General features: G+C 36.2%; 19 protein-coding genes and 1 pseudogene. 9 read left to right on the top strand and 11 right to left on the bottom strand.

Features of this window, described 5'->3' with window-relative positions:
* Positions 1–85: 85 nt before the first annotated feature.
* A pseudogene (locus tag NST49_RS03905) lies at positions 86–793 on the top strand (IS1380 family transposase); the annotation flags it as partial.
* A 111-nt stretch (positions 794–904) separates the two neighbouring features.
* Here NST49_RS03905 and NST49_RS03900 read toward each other — a convergent pair.
* The 3 genes from NST49_RS03900 to mgrA all read right to left on the bottom strand — a co-directional run bounded on the left by NST49_RS03900 (position 905) and on the right by mgrA (position 4,845).
* Positions 905–2,698, bottom strand: coding sequence for a metallophosphoesterase family protein (locus NST49_RS03900; RefSeq protein WP_341047161.1), 1,794 nt, complete (start codon positions 2,696–2,698; stop codon positions 905–907).
* Positions 2,699–2,936: 238 nt separating this feature from the next.
* Positions 2,937–3,515, bottom strand: coding sequence for a histidine phosphatase family protein (locus NST49_RS03895; RefSeq protein ID WP_034537775.1), 579 nt, complete (start codon positions 3,513–3,515; stop codon positions 2,937–2,939).
* A 340-nt stretch (positions 3,516–3,855) separates the two neighbouring features.
* A complete protein-coding gene (gene mgrA, locus NST49_RS03890) occupies positions 3,856–4,845 on the bottom strand; it encodes an L-glyceraldehyde 3-phosphate reductase (protein WP_341047158.1) in 990 nt (329 codons plus the stop codon).
* A 344-nt stretch (positions 4,846–5,189) separates the two neighbouring features.
* Here mgrA and nrdI point away from each other — a divergent pair, with 344 nt between their 5' ends.
* The 4 genes from nrdI to nrdF are packed head-to-tail and all read left to right on the top strand — an operon-like array spanning position 5,190 to position 9,844.
* Positions 5,190–5,654, top strand: a complete 465-nt coding sequence (gene nrdI, locus NST49_RS03885) for a class Ib ribonucleoside-diphosphate reductase assembly flavoprotein NrdI (protein ID WP_341047156.1) — start codon at positions 5,190–5,192, stop codon at positions 5,652–5,654.
* Positions 5,655–5,676: 22 nt separating this feature from the next.
* Entirely contained in the window at positions 5,677–7,875 is a 2,199-nt protein-coding gene (gene nrdE, locus NST49_RS03880) for a class 1b ribonucleoside-diphosphate reductase subunit alpha (protein ID WP_341047155.1), read from the top strand.
* Positions 7,876–7,888: 13 nt separating this feature from the next.
* Positions 7,889–8,848 carry a ribonucleotide-diphosphate reductase subunit beta gene (locus NST49_RS03875; RefSeq protein ID WP_301426219.1) on the top strand — a complete coding sequence of 320 codons (960 nt, stop codon included), beginning with the start codon at positions 7,889–7,891 and terminating at the stop codon, positions 8,846–8,848.
* A gap of 39 nt (positions 8,849–8,887) precedes the next feature.
* Positions 8,888–9,844 (top strand): class 1b ribonucleoside-diphosphate reductase subunit beta, encoded by a 957-nt coding sequence (gene nrdF, locus NST49_RS03870; RefSeq protein WP_301426220.1) that lies wholly within the window; start codon positions 8,888–8,890, stop codon positions 9,842–9,844.
* A gap of 70 nt (positions 9,845–9,914) precedes the next feature.
* Here the strand turns inward: nrdF and NST49_RS03865 are convergent, their stop codons facing one another.
* Positions 9,915–10,424: a GNAT family N-acetyltransferase gene (locus NST49_RS03865; RefSeq protein WP_081901370.1), complete on the bottom strand. Its 510-nt coding sequence runs from the start codon at positions 10,422–10,424 to the stop codon at positions 9,915–9,917.
* A 278-nt stretch (positions 10,425–10,702) separates the two neighbouring features.
* On the opposite strand from NST49_RS03865, the gene NST49_RS03860 reads away from it, so the two are divergent.
* Complete coding sequence (locus tag NST49_RS03860; RefSeq protein ID WP_341047153.1) at positions 10,703–12,049, top strand: FAD-dependent oxidoreductase; 1,347 nt, start codon at positions 10,703–10,705, stop codon at positions 12,047–12,049.
* Between the two features lie 188 nt (positions 12,050–12,237).
* Here NST49_RS03860 and NST49_RS03855 read toward each other — a convergent pair whose 3' ends face one another.
* From NST49_RS03855 to NST49_RS03845, 3 genes are all read right to left on the bottom strand, one after another.
* Positions 12,238–12,783, bottom strand: a complete 546-nt coding sequence (locus NST49_RS03855) for an NADPH-dependent FMN reductase (RefSeq protein WP_023179369.1) — start codon at positions 12,781–12,783, stop codon at positions 12,238–12,240.
* A gap of 125 nt (positions 12,784–12,908) precedes the next feature.
* Positions 12,909–13,301, bottom strand: a complete 393-nt coding sequence (locus NST49_RS03850) for a DUF1398 family protein (RefSeq protein ID WP_023179371.1) — start codon at positions 13,299–13,301, stop codon at positions 12,909–12,911.
* A 33-nt stretch (positions 13,302–13,334) separates the two neighbouring features.
* On the bottom strand, positions 13,335–13,682 hold the full coding sequence (locus NST49_RS03845; RefSeq protein ID WP_023179373.1) for a winged helix-turn-helix transcriptional regulator: 348 nt from the start codon (positions 13,680–13,682) through the stop codon (positions 13,335–13,337).
* Positions 13,683–13,840: 158 nt separating this feature from the next.
* Here NST49_RS03845 and NST49_RS03840 point away from each other — a divergent pair, with 158 nt between their 5' ends.
* On the top strand, positions 13,841–14,701 hold the full coding sequence (locus NST49_RS03840) for an SDR family oxidoreductase (RefSeq protein WP_341047147.1): 861 nt from the start codon (positions 13,841–13,843) through the stop codon (positions 14,699–14,701).
* Positions 14,702–14,854: 153 nt separating this feature from the next.
* On the opposite strand, the gene NST49_RS03835 is transcribed toward NST49_RS03840, so the two are convergent.
* From NST49_RS03835 to aroE, 4 genes are read right to left on the bottom strand one after another with little or no spacing between them, the layout of a single operon-like run.
* Positions 14,855–15,691 carry a prephenate dehydrogenase gene (locus NST49_RS03835; protein WP_341047145.1) on the bottom strand — a complete coding sequence of 279 codons (837 nt, stop codon included), beginning with the start codon at positions 15,689–15,691 and terminating at the stop codon, positions 14,855–14,857.
* Positions 15,692–15,702: 11 nt separating this feature from the next.
* Positions 15,703–16,137, bottom strand: a complete 435-nt coding sequence (aroQ, locus tag NST49_RS03830; protein ID WP_341047143.1) for a type II 3-dehydroquinate dehydratase — start codon at positions 16,135–16,137, stop codon at positions 15,703–15,705.
* Position 16,138: 1 nt separating this feature from the next.
* The gene (locus tag NST49_RS03825; protein WP_341047141.1) at positions 16,139–16,660 is read right to left on the bottom strand and encodes a shikimate kinase; all 522 of its coding nucleotides are present in this window, start codon (positions 16,658–16,660) and stop codon (positions 16,139–16,141) included.
* Complete coding sequence (gene aroE / locus NST49_RS03820) at positions 16,657–17,472, bottom strand: shikimate dehydrogenase (RefSeq protein ID WP_341047139.1); 816 nt, start codon at positions 17,470–17,472, stop codon at positions 16,657–16,659. The genes NST49_RS03825 and aroE overlap by 4 nt, the downstream gene beginning before the upstream one ends.
* A 522-nt stretch (positions 17,473–17,994) precedes the next feature.
* On the opposite strand from aroE, the gene NST49_RS03815 reads away from it, so the two are divergent.
* Positions 17,995–18,531, top strand: a complete 537-nt coding sequence (locus tag NST49_RS03815) for a hypothetical protein (protein WP_023179385.1) — start codon at positions 17,995–17,997, stop codon at positions 18,529–18,531.
* A 21-nt stretch (positions 18,532–18,552) separates the two neighbouring features.
* On the top strand, positions 18,553–19,593 hold the full coding sequence (aroF, locus tag NST49_RS03810; protein WP_034537792.1) for a 3-deoxy-7-phosphoheptulonate synthase: 1,041 nt from the start codon (positions 18,553–18,555) through the stop codon (positions 19,591–19,593).
* Positions 19,594–19,600: the final 7 nt, after the last annotated feature.

Genomic DNA, 19,600 nt, shown 5'->3' with positions numbered 1-19,600 from the left:
TTTCCGCACCCTTTGGGTGTACAAAAAGAACCCCAATCTGCTATGGTTAAAGTGACTAAACTAAACCATGAAAGGGGTTCTCTCAATGGCTACATTACAGGAAAAACACGTAAAATTCAACTCTAAAATGGTGGTGTCAAACACCGGTGGTAATCTTTCGTCGGATGCCGGTCTCATCTTGGTGAAGGAATTCATGGATTCGCTTGGATTTTATTCGTTCGCGAAGCAATTCCTCCACTTCAAAGAGGACCGTATTTATTGGACCCATGACAACATCTCCCTGCTCGAACAGCTGCTCTTCCAGTTGATTGCCGGATATTCCGCGGATTCGTCCGCCAATCTCTTGAAGGAAGATCCCATTTTTCGGTTGGTTTTGGATAAGGAAGCCATTGCCTCCCAGGCCTCGCTATCCCGCTTCTGGGACCGGATCAGCGAGGAGAACATTGCACAGTTCCAGGAACTGAACCAAGCTATGCTGGACAAGGTCCGCATAGAACGGAATAATACCCAAATGATCATCGATTTAGATTCCACACATTCGGATACGTTCGGGAACCAAGAAAAGACTGATTACAATGCCCATTATGGCACACAGGGCTATCATCCGTTGGTGGCCTTCGATGGCCTCACAGGAGACTTTCTGAAAGCAGAACTTCGTTCTGGCAATGTGTATACGTCAAAAGGTGTAAAAGATTTTCTGGCACCGATGCTCACACATTACCGTCAAGTCCTTCCCAGCACTGATATTTTGGTCCGGGGAGACAGCTGCTTTGCGACGCCCGAGGTCTATGAATTATTCAGGTGAAAGATTGTTTAATCTATTTTTTAAACACGTTTTTATTATTCTTATATCAAAAAAAGCCTCTCAACTTTGTTGGAGACCTTTTTGATAAATAATTTATTTTTATTCTTTAACAATTCCAAATTCGTGTACTTTTTCAACTGCGCGTTCTTCTCCTTCTACCAATTCCCCAAAAATTTGATAAATTTCTACGGTAAGTTCATTTCCATTCACGTTGTATACGGCAAAGTTTTGTACAGTGGAATCACGATTATTTGAATGAGAGTTGGCAAATACACCATCTTTTTGAGGCTGTCCACCGAAAGCAAAGAGATTGTTGTAATAATCTAAATCTTCTTGTGTCATCCAGCTCAGATCAGGCCTTACTTCATGAACGTGTTCCAATGACTTGCCGTAGAGATCATCATAGGCTTTCGTTCCACCTGTATTCGGCAAGACGAACACTGTTCCAGAAGGATTTTTGTAATATTCAACATTATCTTCGCCAAGGACTACTTCTGCTTGATCAATGGTTGCATTGGAGAAGTTTTCTTCCGTTGGCGTAAAGTTTAACGATTTTGTTCTAGAGATAACATGGTCATGACCTTGCAAAGCAAGATCTACATCCAGCTCATCAATCATCTGCATAAATTCTTCTCTCACTTTTTGAACATCTTCATCTTGAAGAGAATGATACGATTTCGAATACAAAGGTTTATGGTAGGTTAAAACGACCCATTGAGCGCCATTTTCACGAGCTTGTTTGATATCCTCTTCAATCCAAGCTAATTGTTCTGTCCCAATTGCTTTTCCTTCAAGATTGTCTTCAGATTCTTTATTATCATTTGTGTTCGCGACGACCACGTGTACTCCGTTGTAATCAAGTGAGTAGTACGATCCACCATCGACTTTCTCATCGGTCACTGGAACATTGATGTGTTCATTGAACTTCTCAGTTAATTGCGAATCACCATAATTCAAAGCATATTCATCGTGATTTCCAGGCGCAACCACTAAAGGTTGTTGCAACCATGATTCTTCTGATTGAGAAAAGATATCGACCCATTCATCTTCCACTTCAGCTGTTTCAACTACGTCACCAGTGTGTAGCACGAAATCAGCATCTGCGACTTCCAAAGCTTGTTTGATTGTATCTGCACCATATGCTGCTTCATTGAATACATGTTCATTCCAATACGCATTTTGAGTATCCGTGTATTGGACGAACGTAAACTCATCTCCAACTTCACCCGATGTGTTGAAGGTTCCAATCTCACTCTTTTCACCAGAATCACTGCCCACTTGGTAGTAATATGTAGTGTTGGGTTCTAAATCGGTGGCTAATGCTTTGTAGGAATATTCTGTTACATCAACTAAATCCAATGATCCAACTGCATCTCCGCTGGTCCATTCTGGTCCACTGACGTTTTCGTCCGTGTAGTAACCATTGATAATCGGTTCGCCATCTTCCCCTTCCACTGGATCACCTTCATCATCTTTTTCTAAATCTGCATAGATGTAATATCCATCTTCTGTTCTTTCCGCATACTGATTCGTAACTTCAGCTACTTCAGGATCAAAGATTAATGGATCGCTTAAATCTTCTGAAATACTTACCCATACTTTTGCATCGTCAAACTTATCAGTCGTATACCAATTGAATCCCATTTGTGTTTGGGTATCCCCATTCAATGTGGTGATGATTCGATTAGGTGCACTATTTGCTTCAACTTCAGCTACCTCTGGCTTACTTTCGACTATCTCTACCTCGTTGCTTGAAGAACTAACCATTGAAGAAGAATCAATCGTACTGGATGCGGCATTGGATTGGCAACCAGCTAATACAAACGGTGCTAATAATGCTACAGCAGCAATACTTGGAACAGAAAACCTTTTCATCTTTCTTTTTAAATACAAATCTTTTCCTCCCAAATAAAATAGATTTATAGGCTTCCATCAGTTAAAACCTATACTCCTACTCTATAGGATGAATATTTATTGTTGGTCAATATTAAGTAAAATTCTAGTAAAAAAAGTAAATTAAGAGTCTTATTATTTCTTTAATTTTTACTTCCATTCCTTTTAATTGATCTTTTAATGTTTTACCTTGAGCTAACTTCTTATCATCTGTAGTTTTAGTGATTTCATCATTAATCTATAATCCTGAAAAATCATGATTGATGATCTCAAGTAATTTAAAAGCTTCGTCCTTAAACTCAAATTTTAGAATGCAACAATTTCCTAAACGATCTTTTTGGTCCACTTCACTAGTATGTGCCCAATACCTCATAAACTGTCTGCAAGCTGCCCCATGAGATACAACTAATACTGTTTGTTTTTCTTCTTCTTCTATTATTTTGTACAGCGTCTTAGCAACTCTTTCTCTAAATTGCAACTCTCCTTCTCCACCATAAGGTACAAAAAAATCTCCATAAGGCAAAGGCGGATTTAAGTATTCATGTTCTGCTTCAAACACTCCAAAATTCCATTCCTTTAGCCCCTTAATTCTTTTATAATCCTTATTCGTTACAAGCTCCAATGTGTCACAAGCACGTTCAGAAGTTGAGGAATAGGCACTTTCAATGCTTATATTATTTTCAGTGAAGTATTGGCCTGCTATGATGGCTTGATTTTTCCCCTTATCTGTCAGCGGTGAATCGCACCAGCCTTGTATTTTCTTTTGTTGATTAAAAAAAGTTTCGCCATGTCTCATTAAATACACTGTTTTTGTCATCCTATTCCCTCCATTTTTCATGATTTATTTCAACTGATTTTAGACTACCACATTCACTAGAAGTATTGATTGATCTCTTATAAAATATCAGTGTTATTGCCCTCTATTCTGGCAATAACACCGATATCAAAAATAATAGCTTTTATTTTTGTTGCCTATCCAATAAAAAAGGAATTGCTCTTATAAAGGGCAATCCTTTTTTAGTATTAGGTTATTTTCTTAAGCCTTTAGTGTTTAAAGGAACTAAATATTGCGCAACTTTTCCCATTTTACCTACTAGGACTAGATTCTGAATTGAACATCTTTCTTAGTTGGTAATTAGCAAAAAAAGCACAATTGTCTAACGATTCAAAACCTTTTCAATTTCGGCTAATTCTGAAGGAGAAAAATCAAGGTTATCTAATGCTTTGACATTATCTTCGATTTGGCTTACCTTGCTGGCTCCAATCAATACACTTGTGACTTTTCCATCTCTTAAAATCCATGAAACAGCCATTTCAGCTAACGTTTGGCCTCGGCGTTTCGCGATTTCATTTAGTGTTCTTGATTGCTCTATGGTAGCATTTACTTTTTCTTCATTCAAGAATTGACTTGTTGTCCGACCAGCTCTCGAATCTTTTGGAATACCATTCAGGTAACGGTCTGTCAACATACCTTGCGCTAAGGGACTAAACGCAATAGTTCCTAATTGGTTTTCTTGTAAAACATCTTGTAGTCCATCTTCTATCCAACGGTTATACATACTGTAAGAAGGTTGATGAATAATGAAAGGCGTTTTTAATTCTTTAAATATTTTTGAAATTTCAGCTGTTTGTTCGGCAGAGTAATTAGAGATTCCAATATACAAAGCTTTACCTTGGCGAACCATTAAGTCCAATGCATGTGCTGTTTCTTCAAAAGGTGTATCCGGATCTGGACGATGAGAGTAAAAGATATCAACATAATCTAATCCAAGACGCTTCAAACTTTGGTCAATACTAGCAGTCAAATATTTTTTAGAACCAAATTCACCATATGGGCCTGGCCACATATCATAACCGGCCTTGCTTGAAATAATCAATTCATCACGGTAAGGAAGGAAATCTTTCTTTAAAATACGTCTAAAGTTTTCTTCGGCACTTCCCGCTGGAGGGCCGTAGTTATTGGCTAAGTCAAAATGGGTAATTCCTAAATCGAATGCACGATGAACCATTTTACGGCTGTTTTCAAATAGATCTACATCACCGAAATTATGCCACATTCCTAAAGACAATGCTGGCAATTTTAATCCACTGTTCCCCACACGATTGTAAATCATATTGTTGTAACGATCCTCTGCTGCTTGATACATTCAACCACTCCAGTTCTTTGGTATATTTCTTCCACTTCCCATTATAACGCTTTCAAACAAAGGGAACAATCTATTGTAAGAGTTTCCAATATAATTTGATTCAGGACCTTTATTTTTAAATTTCCACTTCTGTCAAGCTCTACATCGACATTAGATCAACTACAATATAGGAATCTACAAATCCTATCACTTTTTTTTAAGAGGGTGATAGGGTTTATCTTTTTTTTATAAAAAAACTTCCTTAATCACTACATATTGTGTTATCATATTTTCGTAAGCACAACATGTAGATTTCATGTATGTGAAATACAGAACAAAATTTAATAACCAGAAGGAGACTTTTAATGGCAAATAAAATAAACATTATTTACATCAGTTTAAACGGCAATACGAAATACTTTGTTGAGTGTTTAAGCGAATACATAGAAGCAACTAAGGACATAGTTGTAAAATCGCTGAATATTAAAGATCTAAAAGGAGAAACTTTTCCAGTGGATGAACCCTTTGTCAGTTTCTTGCCGACTTATTTAAATGGTGGAAATGGAATCCATACAGGAGATAAGGAAGTATTAACCACTAGACTAGGAGATTTTATAGCATCTAACGATAACTTTAAACTCTGTTACGGAATTATTGGAAGTGGAAATCGGAATTTCAATAATCAATTCTGCCTAAGTGCTAAACAATATACAGAAAGATTTGGGTTTCCATTAATCGATATCTTTGAATTACGTGGGACGCAGTCAGATGTAAAACGAATTGCCAACTTAATCATTAATCACCAAGAAGAGTTTCTTAACGAACTTTAGAAAAACTTAGGAGTGAATAACTTTGCCAAATCAAACAACTACTATCAAAAGTGCTAAAACTTACTTTTACCTTAATAACTTGGTTAATATTCCAGTCAATGGTGAAATTCCTTTACAAAAGGATCAGGAAGCATTAAAAGCTTACTTTAAAGAAGAAATCATTCCCAATACCTTAACATTTCCTTCATTAGAAGAAAAATTGGCATTCTTGGTGGATAACAATTACATTGACTTAGACGTCTTAAACCTTTATAAGCAGGGTGAAAGTAATGACTATGATTTTGCATTTATTAAAAAAATATTCAAACAAATTTATGCTGCTAACTTTAAGTTCAAAAGTTTTATGGGTGCTTATAAATTCTACTCACAGTATGCATTAAAAACAAATGATCATTCGAAATACTTAGAACAATTTGAAGATCGTATTGCTTTTAATGCTTTATACCTAGGCAATGGGGACAGAACATTAGCTGTCCAACTTGCTGAGGAACTTATCTCTCAACGCTATCAACCAGCTACTCCTACTTTTCTAAATGCCGGGAAAAAGAAACGCGGGGAAATGATTTCTTGTTTCTTAATTGATGTTGCTGATTCAATGCTTTCTATTGGCCGAGGAGTAAACTCTGCTTTGCAACTTTCTCGAATTGGTGGTGGAGTTGGAGTTAACCTATCAAATATCCGATCAGCTGGCGATCCAATTAAAGATATCGCCAATGCTTCTTCTGGTGTCCTTCCAGTAATGAAGCTGCTAGAAGATGCATTTAGTTATAGTAACCAACTTGGGCAACGTAATGGCGCAGGCGTAGTCTATTTGAATGTTTTCCATCCAGAAATCTTAGGCTTTTTGTCAACTAAGAAAGAAAATGCAGATGAGAAAATACGAGTTAAAACACTCTCTTTAGGGTTAGTCGTTCCTGATAAGTATTATGAATTAATAAAAACAAATAAACCGATGTATCTATTTAGCCCCTACAGTGTAGAAAAAGAATATGATATTCCGTTCTCATACATAGACTTGTCTGCTGAATATGACAATATGGTTGCGAATTTGAACATCAAAAAAACTCAAATCAATGCTCGTGAATTGGAGCAAGAGATTTCGCGTTTGCAACAAGAATCCGGCTATCCGTATATTTTAAATATTGATACAGCCAATAACACAAATCCTGTTGTCGGAAAAATTATTATGAGTAACTTATGTTCAGAGATTCTCCAACCGCAAGAACCTTCTACACTCAATGCTGACTTATCTTATGAACAAACAGGCACAGATATTAGTTGTAACTTGGGTTCGAGCAATATGATGAATATGCTGCAATCTCCTAATTTTGCTAAATCCGTTCATTTGGCAGTTCGTGCGTTAACAACTGTCACAGATTCAAGCAATGTGCTAGAAGTACCTACTGTTAGCAAAGGCAACTCTATGTACCACACAATTGGTTTAGGTGCTATGGGATTGCATACCGCTTTAGCCTTGCAACAGATTGAATATGGTTCAGAAGAATCGATTGAATTCACTGAAGCTTATTTCTTAGCTTTAAATTATCATTCTTTGGCAGCAAGTAACGAAATAGCTCAAGAACGAGGAGAAACTTTTTTCGGATTTGAGAAATCCAAATATGCTGATGGCACATACTTCAAACCCTACCTAGAAAGTGAATTCACAATAGCAAATGAAAAAGTAAAGGACATCTTTACTAACGTCCAATTGCCAACAGTTGCAGATTGGAAAGACCTAAAAGAAAAAATTTCTAAGCACGGTTTGTATCACCGTAACCGTTTAGCCGTTGCGCCCAATGGTTCTATTTCATATGTAAATGAAACGAGCGCCTCCCTACATCCGATTACTCAACTTATTGAGAATCGCCAAGAGAAAAAAGTAGGCTCGATTTTTTATCCAGCACCTTTCCTTTCAAATGAAACTCTTCCATATTACAAATCAGCTTATGACTATGATCAGCGTAAAATTATTGATATTTATGCCGCTGCTCAAAAACATATTGATCAAGGTATGAGCTTAACTTTATTTATGCGCTCAACTCTTCCTGAAGGTTTATACGAATGGAAAACAGGCGCTTCCTCAAAACTGACAACTAGAGACTTGAACCGTCTGAGAAACTACGCTTGGACGAAAGGAATAAAATCACTTTACTATATCAGAACTTATACCGAAGATGACGAATTTACAATGGCAAATACTTGTGAATCCTGCATGATTTAATAGGAGGGAAATTATGTCTTACTTACATTACAAAGCAATCAACTGGAATGAAATCGAAGATCATTTAGATCATTCAACTTGGGAGAAATTAACGTCATTATTTTGGTTAGATACTCGAATCCCTGTTACAAATGAAAAATCACAGTGGGAAGATCTTCCAGAAAATGAAAGAGAAGCATTCATGAAATCGTTGGCTGGGCTAGCTTCAGCAGCTACGTTCCAATCAGAGAAAGGTTACCTAGTAATTAATGAAGGAAAACACACTCAGCAGGAAGCCGCTATCTACAATAATATTCAATTTATTGAATCAGTTCATGCTAAAGCCTATAACACAATTCTTATAGGATTTAATGAATCAACAGAAGTTGATGGTGTCTTAACTTGGGCTGATAACAATGCAGAACTTCAATACAGATTAGATCGTATTCTTGAAGTTTATAAAACAGGAAGTATACTTCAAAAACGAGCAGCAAACTTAATCTTGGAAGGAGTCCTAACCTATAGTGGTCTCTTTACTCCATTGCTTTACTGGACACAGAAGAAATTCACTAACGTTGCTGAGATTATTAAGTTGGTCCTCACGAATGAATCTTTACATTGCTTCTATATTAGTCACAAATTTCAACTAGGTTTTTCTGAATTATCACAGGAAGAACAAGCAGAATTGAGAGATTGGACTTTTGATTTGTTTGTTGATCTAGTAAAAAATGAATTAACTTATATAGAACACATTTACTATGGAACTGATTGGCTTGAGGAAGTTAAAGTCTTTGTTCATCAACAGGCTAATAAAGCACTTATAAGTTTGGGATTCGACCCTTTGTACCCTGAAACAGGTGCAAGTAATTCCCATATTGATTCCATCAACGTTATTTTAACTAAAGTAACTCATCATGAAGTCGGTAGACAATCAGGTATCAGCTTCCAATTTGATAAAGAAGATACCATGAATGAAGAAGACTATGACTTTTAACAAATAAATCCGGAATTTCATTTTAAGGAGGAAAAAATTATGACTTCAAAACATAAAGTAATCAATTGGAATAAAATTGAAGATGAGTTAGACGATTATGTTTGGGATAAGGCAACCTCACAATTCTGGCTAGATACTCGTGTTCCTATTTCAAACGACTTAGCAGACTGGCGAGAACTTTCATCTATTGAACAAGAAGTTATTAAAAAGGTCGTTGGAGGTCTAGCATTGCTAGATACATTACAATCTGAAAAAGGTGTTAACGCTATGCGGGAGGACGTTCGGACCCATAAAGAAGCTGCTATTCTTAATAATTTTTTGTTTATGGAATCCATACATGCGAAGAGTTATGGAACAATTCTAACTTCTTTGAACAGTATCAAAAGTATCAATGAGATCTATGATTGGATGAATAATGACGAACGGATGCAATACAAAGCAAAACGGATTAATGATATCTATCAAACTGGTAATGGTTTGCAAAAGAAGATTGCAAGTATCTTTTTAGAAGGTATTTTATACTACAGTAACTTCTTTGCCCCATTATGGTACCGCGGCAGTAATAAACTTGCTAATCTAGCTGAGCTTATTAAATTGATTATCCGTGATGAATCAGTACATGGTACTTACTTAGGGTATAAATTCCAATTAACTTACAATGAATTGCCTGAAGAAGAACAAAAGAAATTGCTAGATTGGATGTACCCGTTGTTGGAAGATCTGATGGAAAATGAACTAGCTTACACTGAAGAAATCTATAGTCCAATAGGTATAGCCGAAGATGTTAAGACATTTGTCCGTTACAACGCTAATAAATCATTACAAAATATGGGTTTCCCAGCTTATTATGATCATGCTGATTTAGATGATGTTAACCCGATTGTGATGAATGGTATTTCAATTGAAACATCAAACCATGACTTCTTCTCACAAGTTGGAGCAGGATATCTTATGGGCGATGCTGAATCAATGGTAGATGAAGACTACGATTTTTAATACAAAAAGAAGAACCGTGCTTGTAATAGACGGTTCTTCTTTATTTTTGCTCTAACTAGTTGCATCCATATTAAATTGTCTTGGTCATGATCAAATCAGTTTGCTCATCATCACCCATGAAGAACGAATGTGAACTAATATGAATAAACCCCTTCTTTTTATAAAAGGAAAGAGCACTTAGATTTTCTTCCCAAACACCTAACCAAATCACTTCTTTATTCTTTTCTTTTGCAAATTGTTCAGCTTTTTCTATCAAAACCGTTCCATACCCTTTTCTTTTACGGTTACTTCGAATGTAGATTCTTTCGATTTCTACAGCATTTTCAGCGATGTCTTCTGTTTGTGCATCACCTATGTTTAATTTTAAGTAACCGGCTATTTCTTCGTTATCTAGTAGAAAGAAAAAAGCAGAATTTTTGTTTGTGAGTTCTTTTTTGAGTTGTGTACTGTTATAGGCTTTTTCCAAATAATTTTTTAAGTCTTCCTCAGTGTTTTGATCCTTAAAGGTATCCGTAAACAGTTCTATGCTGATTTTTTGAAGTAATTCTAAATCTTCTAAGGTGCATTTTTTCAATTCCATAGTAATGATCTCCTTTAGTAATTTCGTCTATTCTCATTCGCTTCCTTTTAACGTTCTTAACAACTCTTATTATATGTTATTTTATTGCATTTAAGATAAAACGTCACTTTAACTGACCAATTGTTTTGCTATCCAATATGACGATTCATCAGAATTGTAAAAAATTATTGTTAAAAAGAAATCAAACTCTACTCTCTATAGGCAGATTATTTCATAAAAATACAAATAAGTGGTATGGTGCTTCTTGGAACAAATACTTATTATTGGGGGCCATTTTTTTGAAAATTATTGTCGTAGGAACATCACATGCTGGCTACGAAGCCATTCAAACATTATTGAAGGAGCAGCCAGATGCTGAATTGCATTTGTATGAACGCGGAGACACCGCATCATTCTTATCTTGTGGAATTCAAAGTTACTTAGAAGGCATTGCCGAATCTTTAGATAGTTTACATTATGCAACAGAGGGTTCGTATATCGAACAAAATGTAAATGTTCATATGAATAGTGACGTTGTTGGGATTAACCCAAAAGCTAAAACCATTACTGTTAAAACAACTGATGGAGAAACTGAAGAAAGCTATGATAAATTGATTCTTTCTCCTGGTGCAGCGCCTGTCAGAATTCCAATTCCTGGTGCTGACTTAGATAATATCTTCTATGTACGTGGCCGTAATTGGGCTGAAAAAGTTAAAACACGTATGGGCCAATCGAAAAAAGCGGTTGTTGTCGGTGGAGGTTACATCGGTATTGAAGTTGCTGAAGCATTTGCTAAAGTTGGAATTGAGACAACAGTTATTGATTCTTTAGACCGCGTATTGAATACGTACCTAGATAAAGAGTTTGTTGATGTATTGAACGAAAATATGGATCAAAACGGATTGACTGTTCGCACAAGCGAAATGGTTAAAGAAGTTGTTGGCGAAAACGGAACCGTTAAAAAAGTTGTAACGGATAAAGGTGAATACGAAGCAGACACTGTAATTATGGCTGTTGGTGTTCGTCCAAATACGAAATGGCTTCAAGGAATCGTTGAATTGAACCCCGACGGAACGGTCGTTATTGACGACTACCTAGAAACTTCTGAAAAAGATATTTTTGCAATGGGAGATGCTACAAAAATTCCATTTGCACCAAATCATGGTAAAAAACTAATTGCTTTAGCGTCTAATGCTCGTCGTCAAGGAGTCATTGCAGCTAAAAATATTTTAGAGAAAAAAGTAAAAATGCCTGAAGTATCTGGGACATCTGGTTTAACACTATTCGACTACAAGTTAGCTTCTACAGGAGTCAAAGATATCGATCAAGATTCCATTGATGCTGAAGTTGCTAGCACATTCGTAGTAGAAAATATCCGTCCTACTTTTATTGATGACGAAAAAGTTATGATGAAAATTCATTTTGAAAAAGACAGTCACCGTATTGTTGGTGCTCAGTTGATGTCAACCTATGACGTTACCGCCTCTATCAATGTGCTATCGGTAGCTATCTCTTCAGGTTGGACGTTAGAAAAATTAGCCTTTGCTGATTTCTTCTTCCAACCAGGATTCAACCGTCCTTGGAACTACCTAAATGTCCTTGCTCAAAAAGCTTTAGATGATAACTTTGATAGTGAAAAATTTTAGTACTTTTTCATACAAACGATAAATAAAAAAGTTGCTAAATTTAAAAAACTAATACAATAAAAAACAGCTTCACAGTAGGGAAAATTCCTATTGTGAAGCTGTTTTTATGCTTCTAAAGCTGAAGTTTTATACACGCTTTTCAGCTAGATGATGTCCCAGCTTCTTCGTACAATTTTAAATTTTATCTATTATTTAGAGTTTTTGTCGATGAATGCTACGAATGCATCTGCAACAGTTTGTAAGAATTCAATTGATCCTGGAACTACTTGTCCGTCTTCACCAATTGTTTTAGATGCATCAATATAAAGTTCTGGTTGAGCCATAACTGGGCTGTCACCGAATACTAGTGATTGACGAATTTGGTGGTTAGCTAATGCACCAGAAATACCTGCTGGAGATACTGAACCAACGAGAACTGGTTTTCCTGGCCATACACTTTCGCCCCATGGACGAGAACCAACATCAATAGCATTTTTCAATGAAGCTGGCATACCACGGTTGTATTCTGGAGTTATGAATACATATGCATCTTGTTCTTTCATTTCTTTACGGAAACGAGTGTAACTTTCTGGAGCATTTTCTTCTAAATCTTCATTGTAAACTGGTAAGTCGCCAATTTCAATAAATGTTACAGTATCATCAGCTGGGAATAACTCAGCTAATTTTTTTGCTACAATTTTATTTAAAGAATCTTTACGTAAACTTCCTACTAAAATCCCAATATTTTTTGACATGAATAATTACCTCCAAATGATTTATTTTATTTTTCCTTATAAATACATCCTACACCCTACACTTACTTTTTACAAGTAAAAAACTAAAATACTTTTACTTCTATATGAATTTCACATTTTTTACCTTATAGTCCCGGAATCGGCTCTACTAATAATGCCTGATGATAAGCATCGTAATAAGTGACTTGCTTCGTTACTAAATCACTTGTCCAAACTGGCACGCCAGCTGCTCCAGCTAGTTCACAAAATTTTTCAAAATCAAACTCTCCTGATTGTGCTCTTTTAACAGCCGATTTGATAGCTTTAGAGTCACTTTGATCAGAAACTACTTTTGGGACCCCATTCAATTTTAAGTCGACAGAATTATCCTCATCAAAATATCGATACGTCCCTTCAGCAACCAAATAATCGTATCGCTTCACACCTAATTTCTGTAGTTCGTGCATTAACTGAGCGAATTCGCCAGCATTCTTTTCTGCATTTATTACTTTTTCAATCTCTTGGTAATTTAGACTCATTTAAATCAGCTCCTTTTTATATTCGTTAGTATGTTAATCTTCATTTGTTTCTTTCAACTTAAGTTTAACCTTTGCTTGATAATCTGTGCCCCAGTCTTTCATTGCATCTAAAATGGGCTTTAAACTATCTCCTAATTCTGTCAATGTATATTCAACGCGTGGCGGGACTTCTGCAAAAATTTCGCGGTCAACTAACCCATCTTCTTCCATAGAACGCAAATGTGACGTCAATACTTTTGGTGAAACAGTACCAATCGATTTTCTTAATTCTCCAAACCGTTTAGTCCCATCTAGTAGTTCTCTTAATATCAACACTTTCCAACGATCGTTTATCACCAAAAGTGTCGTCTCTACTGGGCAAGCCGATAATTTATCTCGCATTAAAAACCTCGTCCTCTCGCAATAGTTACTTTTTTGTTACTAAGTAACTTAAAAGTACTTACTTTACATTAGTTACTTAGACTCCTATCATAGTGTTAGAACTTGAAAAAAACAAGCTTTTATAAACTAAATCTCACGAATAGAAAGGTTGATACAAGATGAACTATTTGTTAACAGGAGCAACTGGAGAATTAGGAACTTATGCCTTACATTACTTGAAAGAACAAGTTGATTTAACTGATATTGTGGCTCTGGCTAGAACAGAAGAAAAAGCTGCTAAACTTCGTGAACAAGGGATTGAAGTACGGATTGCTGACTTTAGTGACTATACTAGTTTAGTTAAAGCTTTCAACGGTGTCGATCGCATGCTCTTTGTTTCCTCACAACCAGGTGGAGTGGTTTCACGCGATGAACAACACAAAAATGTCGTCAATGCTGCTATAGAAACCGGTGTCTCATTTATCGCTTATACCAGTTTTCCTAAAGGCGCTACCTCAAACAGCCCTTTAGCCCAAGATCATATCCTCACTGAAAAATTAATTTCTGAATCTCACATTTCTCACACTTTTTTACGCAACAATTGGTATTTGGAAAATGAAGCAGACACGCTCAATGCAGCAGTAGCAGGCCATGCATTTACGTACTCTGCTGAAAACGGAAAAACGGGTTGGGCATTAAAACGTGAATTTGCTGAGGCTGCTATCAATGTGTTAACGGAAAAAGCAGCTGCACCAGAAATACTTGAATTATCAGGTACTCCAATTACTTATGCAGAACTAGCTGAAGCTCTTAAAACTGCTAGTGGTAAAGAATTTGAAGTTGTTGCAATGAATGATGAAGATTATCAAGCTGCATTAATCAGCAACGGTGTTCCTGAGGCAGCAGTAGGTTTCATTTTAATGATTCAAAATGATATTCGTAACGGTGAATTAAATGTAACATCGGAGGATTTTGAAAAAGCATTAGGTAAATCCTTAACTCCACTTGTTGATGCTTTAAAAGAATTTTTAAAAAAATAAATAGAAGTAGAATTTAATCGTTTGTTATAAAGAAATATGCCCTAAAAGTTAGATTTAGTACTCTAACTTTTAGGGCATATTTCATTTTAAGGCAACTTTTTCTTTTACTATTTATTTCTTAAGCTAACTATATATCTTCTGCAACGGATTCACTCAATACCATTCTCTTCGTTTATTGGCGGCTTGACTAAAGATTGTTTTCAGCTCTTTATCATCATTCTCTTCTAGCGTGTATTTCAAAGCATCCAATTCAACTTCGAAGTGTTCAATCGATTTCAACAAGGCTGTTCGGTTATTTAAAAATAATTCACTCCATAAATCAGCATTTATATCAGCGATCCTTGTGAGCTCTTGAAAACTATTTCCAGCAAACATCAGTGTTTCTTCTGAAGCTTGTGTACTATTTACGACCGCTACAGATAAAACATGTATCAATTGACTGACATATGCGATTTGTTCATCATGTTTTTCGGGAGAAACCCGTGTTACTTGATCAAATCCTACTTCTTTATAGAGCTTTTCAATGAGTTTTAGAGAAGCTTCTTTATTTGTAGGAATCGTAGTGATTAAAGCATTGGCTCCTATAAAACGCGTATGATCCGCACCAATGATTCCCTTTTTCTCACTGCCGCGCATGGGATGGGCAAAAACAAAATCAACTGTTGAAGGAAGAACTTTAGACATTTGTTTTATAATCGCTGTTTTAACGCCTGTTACATCTGTTAGAATGGCACCTTCTTTTAGGACACTTTTGTGCTGCTCGACAAATGGCGCAATTTGATTTGGATAAAGAGAAATTATAATGATATCCATCTCCGGTAAAATATCGCCGGCTTCCACAAACCCCTTTTGGATCATTCCCTGTTCTACAGCAATTCTTACTGTTGATTCGTTGATATCTATCCCATAAATATTTTTGTATCCAGCTGCTTGAAGGCCCATGGCAAAAGATCCGCCAATAACACCTAATCCAACAATCGCAATGTTCATGTTTTGCTCCTTTATTTTATGACTTCTTTTAATGCATGGATAGCTAACAAGTATCCCGTTGGTCCAAATCCTGAAATTTGTCCAATACAAGCTGGCGCTATAACAGATTCTTTACGAAAAGACTCGCGGGTATGAATAGCACTTAAATGTACTTCAACAGTCGGTACATCAACTGCTTTCAACGCATCATGGATAGCATAACTGTAATGGGTATACGCTGCAGGGTTGAGGACAATACCGTCTACTTTATCCAGATGTGCTTGTTGGATACGATCAATCAATTCCCCTTCAGAATTACTTTGAAAAAAAGAACAGTTTATCTTTTGTATTTCAGCGTATTCTTCTATCTTAGTTTCAATCTCTTCCAGTGTTTGAGTTCCATATACATCCGGTTCTCGAATACCTAAAAAATTTAAATTTGGCCCATTGATAATGACAATATTCATTTTATCTTCTCCTTTTATGCGTAATGGTTTCTGGAAGATGGGTCTTAATGTCATTTAATACATCTTCCAAAGTAGATTGATTTTCCACACTAAAATCAGCTGATGATTGATACAAATCAAAACGCTCTTCGTACAATTGGTATAGCTTATTCTTGCCTTCTTTTAATAAAGGGCGATGTGCAATTTCGATATCTTTGATAATGTGTTCAACAGGCCGATCGATAAAAATAACCCAGCCTGTTTTTCTTAATGCCTCAATGTTTTCTGGATTGAGAACGACTCCGCCACCACACGAAATAACAGCATACGTTTCTTTTGCAGCTAGCTCTGCACAAGCCTCGGTCTCTATTGCTCGAAAATACGCTTCACTCACTTCAAACAATTCTGGAATAGACTGATTCGTTAGTTGTTCAATAAAAAGATCCATATCTCTAAATGGCAAGTCTAATTGTTGACTTAGTAGTTTTCCAACACTACTTTTCCCGCTTCCTGTCATCCCAATCAATACAATATTTGTTTTCATAAGCTTTCACCGTGTCGTTTCTTCCATTCAGAGATCAACTCTTTTGTAACTTGCTCGTCAATCGAACACTTTTCCCAAATTTCAACTGCTCGAACGGCTTGTCCTACTAACATATCTAATCCGTTAGCCGTTTGCTTGTTGTTTTCACGTCCCAATTTTAAAAAAGTGGTTTCACTAGGGTTATAGATTAGGTCGATCAAATAATCAAATCGCTGAATAGAGGTCTCACTTAATGGAGTTTCATTGACATTAGGGTACATCCCGACTGGTGAAGTATTAATCAGAAAATCTCCCTTTAAAGATTGTGCATCTTCATAATTGGTATACTTCTTATTTTTTGTATCTTTAAATCGATCAGGATTCCGAGACACAATATAAATCATTTGAATACCGTGATCCATTAAATACGCTTCAACTGTTTTGGATGCTCCTCCTGATCCTAAAATAACGGCTATCTTTCCGTTTACATCCCAGTTTCTACGGCTCAAAACCAAACCAAAACCACTATAATCCGTGTTATGACCGATTAACTTCCCATTTACATTTTCAATTGTGTTTACTGCTCCCAATTTTTTTGCAAATGGACCGATTTCGTCTAAATAAGGTATAACGGCTTCTTTATAAGGAATCGTAACGTTTACCCCTTTGATAGATAACGTCCGAACGCCATCCATAGCTTGTTTCAACTGTGTTGGCGGAAATGCAAAGAGCTTATAGGCAGCGTCTAATCCTATTTTTTGATAAATCAACTTATGGAGGCTTGGAGAATGACTATGTACAAGCGATTCTCCGAATAATCCGTAAAAGTTCATGTGGCACCTCTTCCAATCCTTTGATAATGTTTTGAAGTATAGACAAAAGAAACTTAAAGTTCAATAAAAAAATTAACGAACAATTATTTCAATTGGCTCTAATTCGTTTGGCACCAGTTGTTCAGACTACTTTTATTATTATTTTCAGAAATTAGTTTTTAGTTTTTTGTTGACAATGAATTTTTTAATTGCTAGTATTGGACTCACAGTTGGGAAACAGCTGATAATGATCAATTGAGGAGAGACCACCATGAACTTACAATCACAACTTCAAACTGCAATGGACTCACAATTGAATAATTATTACTTTAGCTTCTTTATGAGAAAATCTATAGAGGCTAAAGACTTTTAAGCTGCTAACAACAGTTGCCCTATAGATTTTGAAAGAAATCGAAGGGGCAACGAACTAATCCGATATCATATTATTAGTGAACTTACCTAACGCTACATTCGATAATCTTTCAATAGACTATCGGGTGTGGCGTTTTTTCGTTTTTCAATAACTTTAGTGGAGGAAAATAGATGATCATTCATACGTTAGGACCAAGCAGCACGGATAGTTACACAGTCGCAGAATCTTTATTACAATCAGAAGACGATGGTATTGTAGGCTATCCATCTTTTGACAGCTTATTACACAATATTCATCAGTTAACCGAACAATACGTATTGTTTCCTGTAGCTTTTAAAAGTGCCCGAAAAGATTATGGGTGGAAAGAATTTAATTATGATTACTGGGATAAAGTTGAACTGGTAGACGTCTTCCAGCGAAAAACCAAGCCTATGGTTCTCATTAAAAATAGCATTTATGCAGAAAACCGAGCGATGATTCATCCAGCCACCACTATTTTTTTGAAAAAATATTTAATCAAAAAAAACGAAGATACAGTAATTGAATTTTCAGACAGTAAATTTAAAGCTTGGTCAGCCTTTTGTAAAAAAAATCTGAAGTATACGATTATTAGCGAGGATGTGTTTGAAAAAGAAAAGATGCCGGGTTACACAATTGAAGAACGTTATGAACCAGTAATGGTGTGGTGTTTGTACAAAATAAATTAAACAATACAGAGGAGAATGACTATGATAATCGTCTTAAAGCAAGGAATTAAAGCAAATGAGGTTAAAGAATTAGCTACTAAATTAGAATCTCAAGGAGTTGCCGTGAGTCATTTCACCGATATCAAGCGCGATTTTCTAGGTCTGATTGGCGATACTAGTGGAATCGATGAACGCCAAATGCAAGCAATTCCGGAAGTAGAGCAAGTTATTCGAGTAGAAGATCCTTACAAAAGAGCGAATAGAAAATTTCATCCTGATAATTCTATCATCAGAATTGGTGACGAAACAATCGGTGGCACTAAATTAGGGATCATCGCGGGACCTTGTTCTGTTGAAAGTGAAGAACAAATTGTGACTATTGCAAAACAACTTAAACAAGCTGGCGCGAACTTCTTACGCGGAGGTGCATTCAAGCCAAGAACTTCTCCATACAGTTTTCAAGGACTTGAATTAGAAGGATTGAAAATGCTTCAAGTTGCTAAAGCTGAAACAGGTATGCCCATCGTGACTGAATTGATGTCGACAAAATGGGTCGATCAATTTGTTGATTCGGTAGACATCATTCAAATTGGTGCACGCAACATGCAAAACTTTGATTTACTCAAAGAAGTTGGACGAACGAATACACCCGTTCTTTTAAAACGTGGTTTATCTGCAACCTACAAAGAATGGTTGATGTCAGCTGAGTACATCATGGCTGGAGGAAATGAAAATGTTATTTTATGCGAACGTGGCATTCGGACATTTGAAACAGAAACCCGCAATACACTAGATATCCAAGCCGTTCCTGTCATTAAAGAGCTTTCTCACTTGCCAATCATCATCGATCCGAGCCATGCTGGAGGAATGTCTTACTTGGTTGAAGCAGGTGCTAAATCAGGTATCGTTGCCGGAGCAGATGGCTTAATGATTGAGGTTCACAATGATCCAGCTAACGCTTGGAGCGATGGCGAACAATGTTTGACACCAGATGAATTCGCTAGATTGATGGAAAAAGCTCGAAAGCTAGCGGATTTCGAAGGTCGTTCAATTAATGAAGCAGCTACTATTTTAACAAAATAAACTGAAG

This window comes from Carnobacterium sp. FSL W8-0810 (assembly GCF_038007125.1).
In the GTDB taxonomy this organism is placed as follows: Bacteria; Bacillota; Bacilli; order Lactobacillales; family Carnobacteriaceae; genus Carnobacterium_B; species Carnobacterium_B inhibens.
Note: the sequence above shows the minus strand (reverse complement) of the source record. Positions and strands in the feature narration are given on the sequence as shown.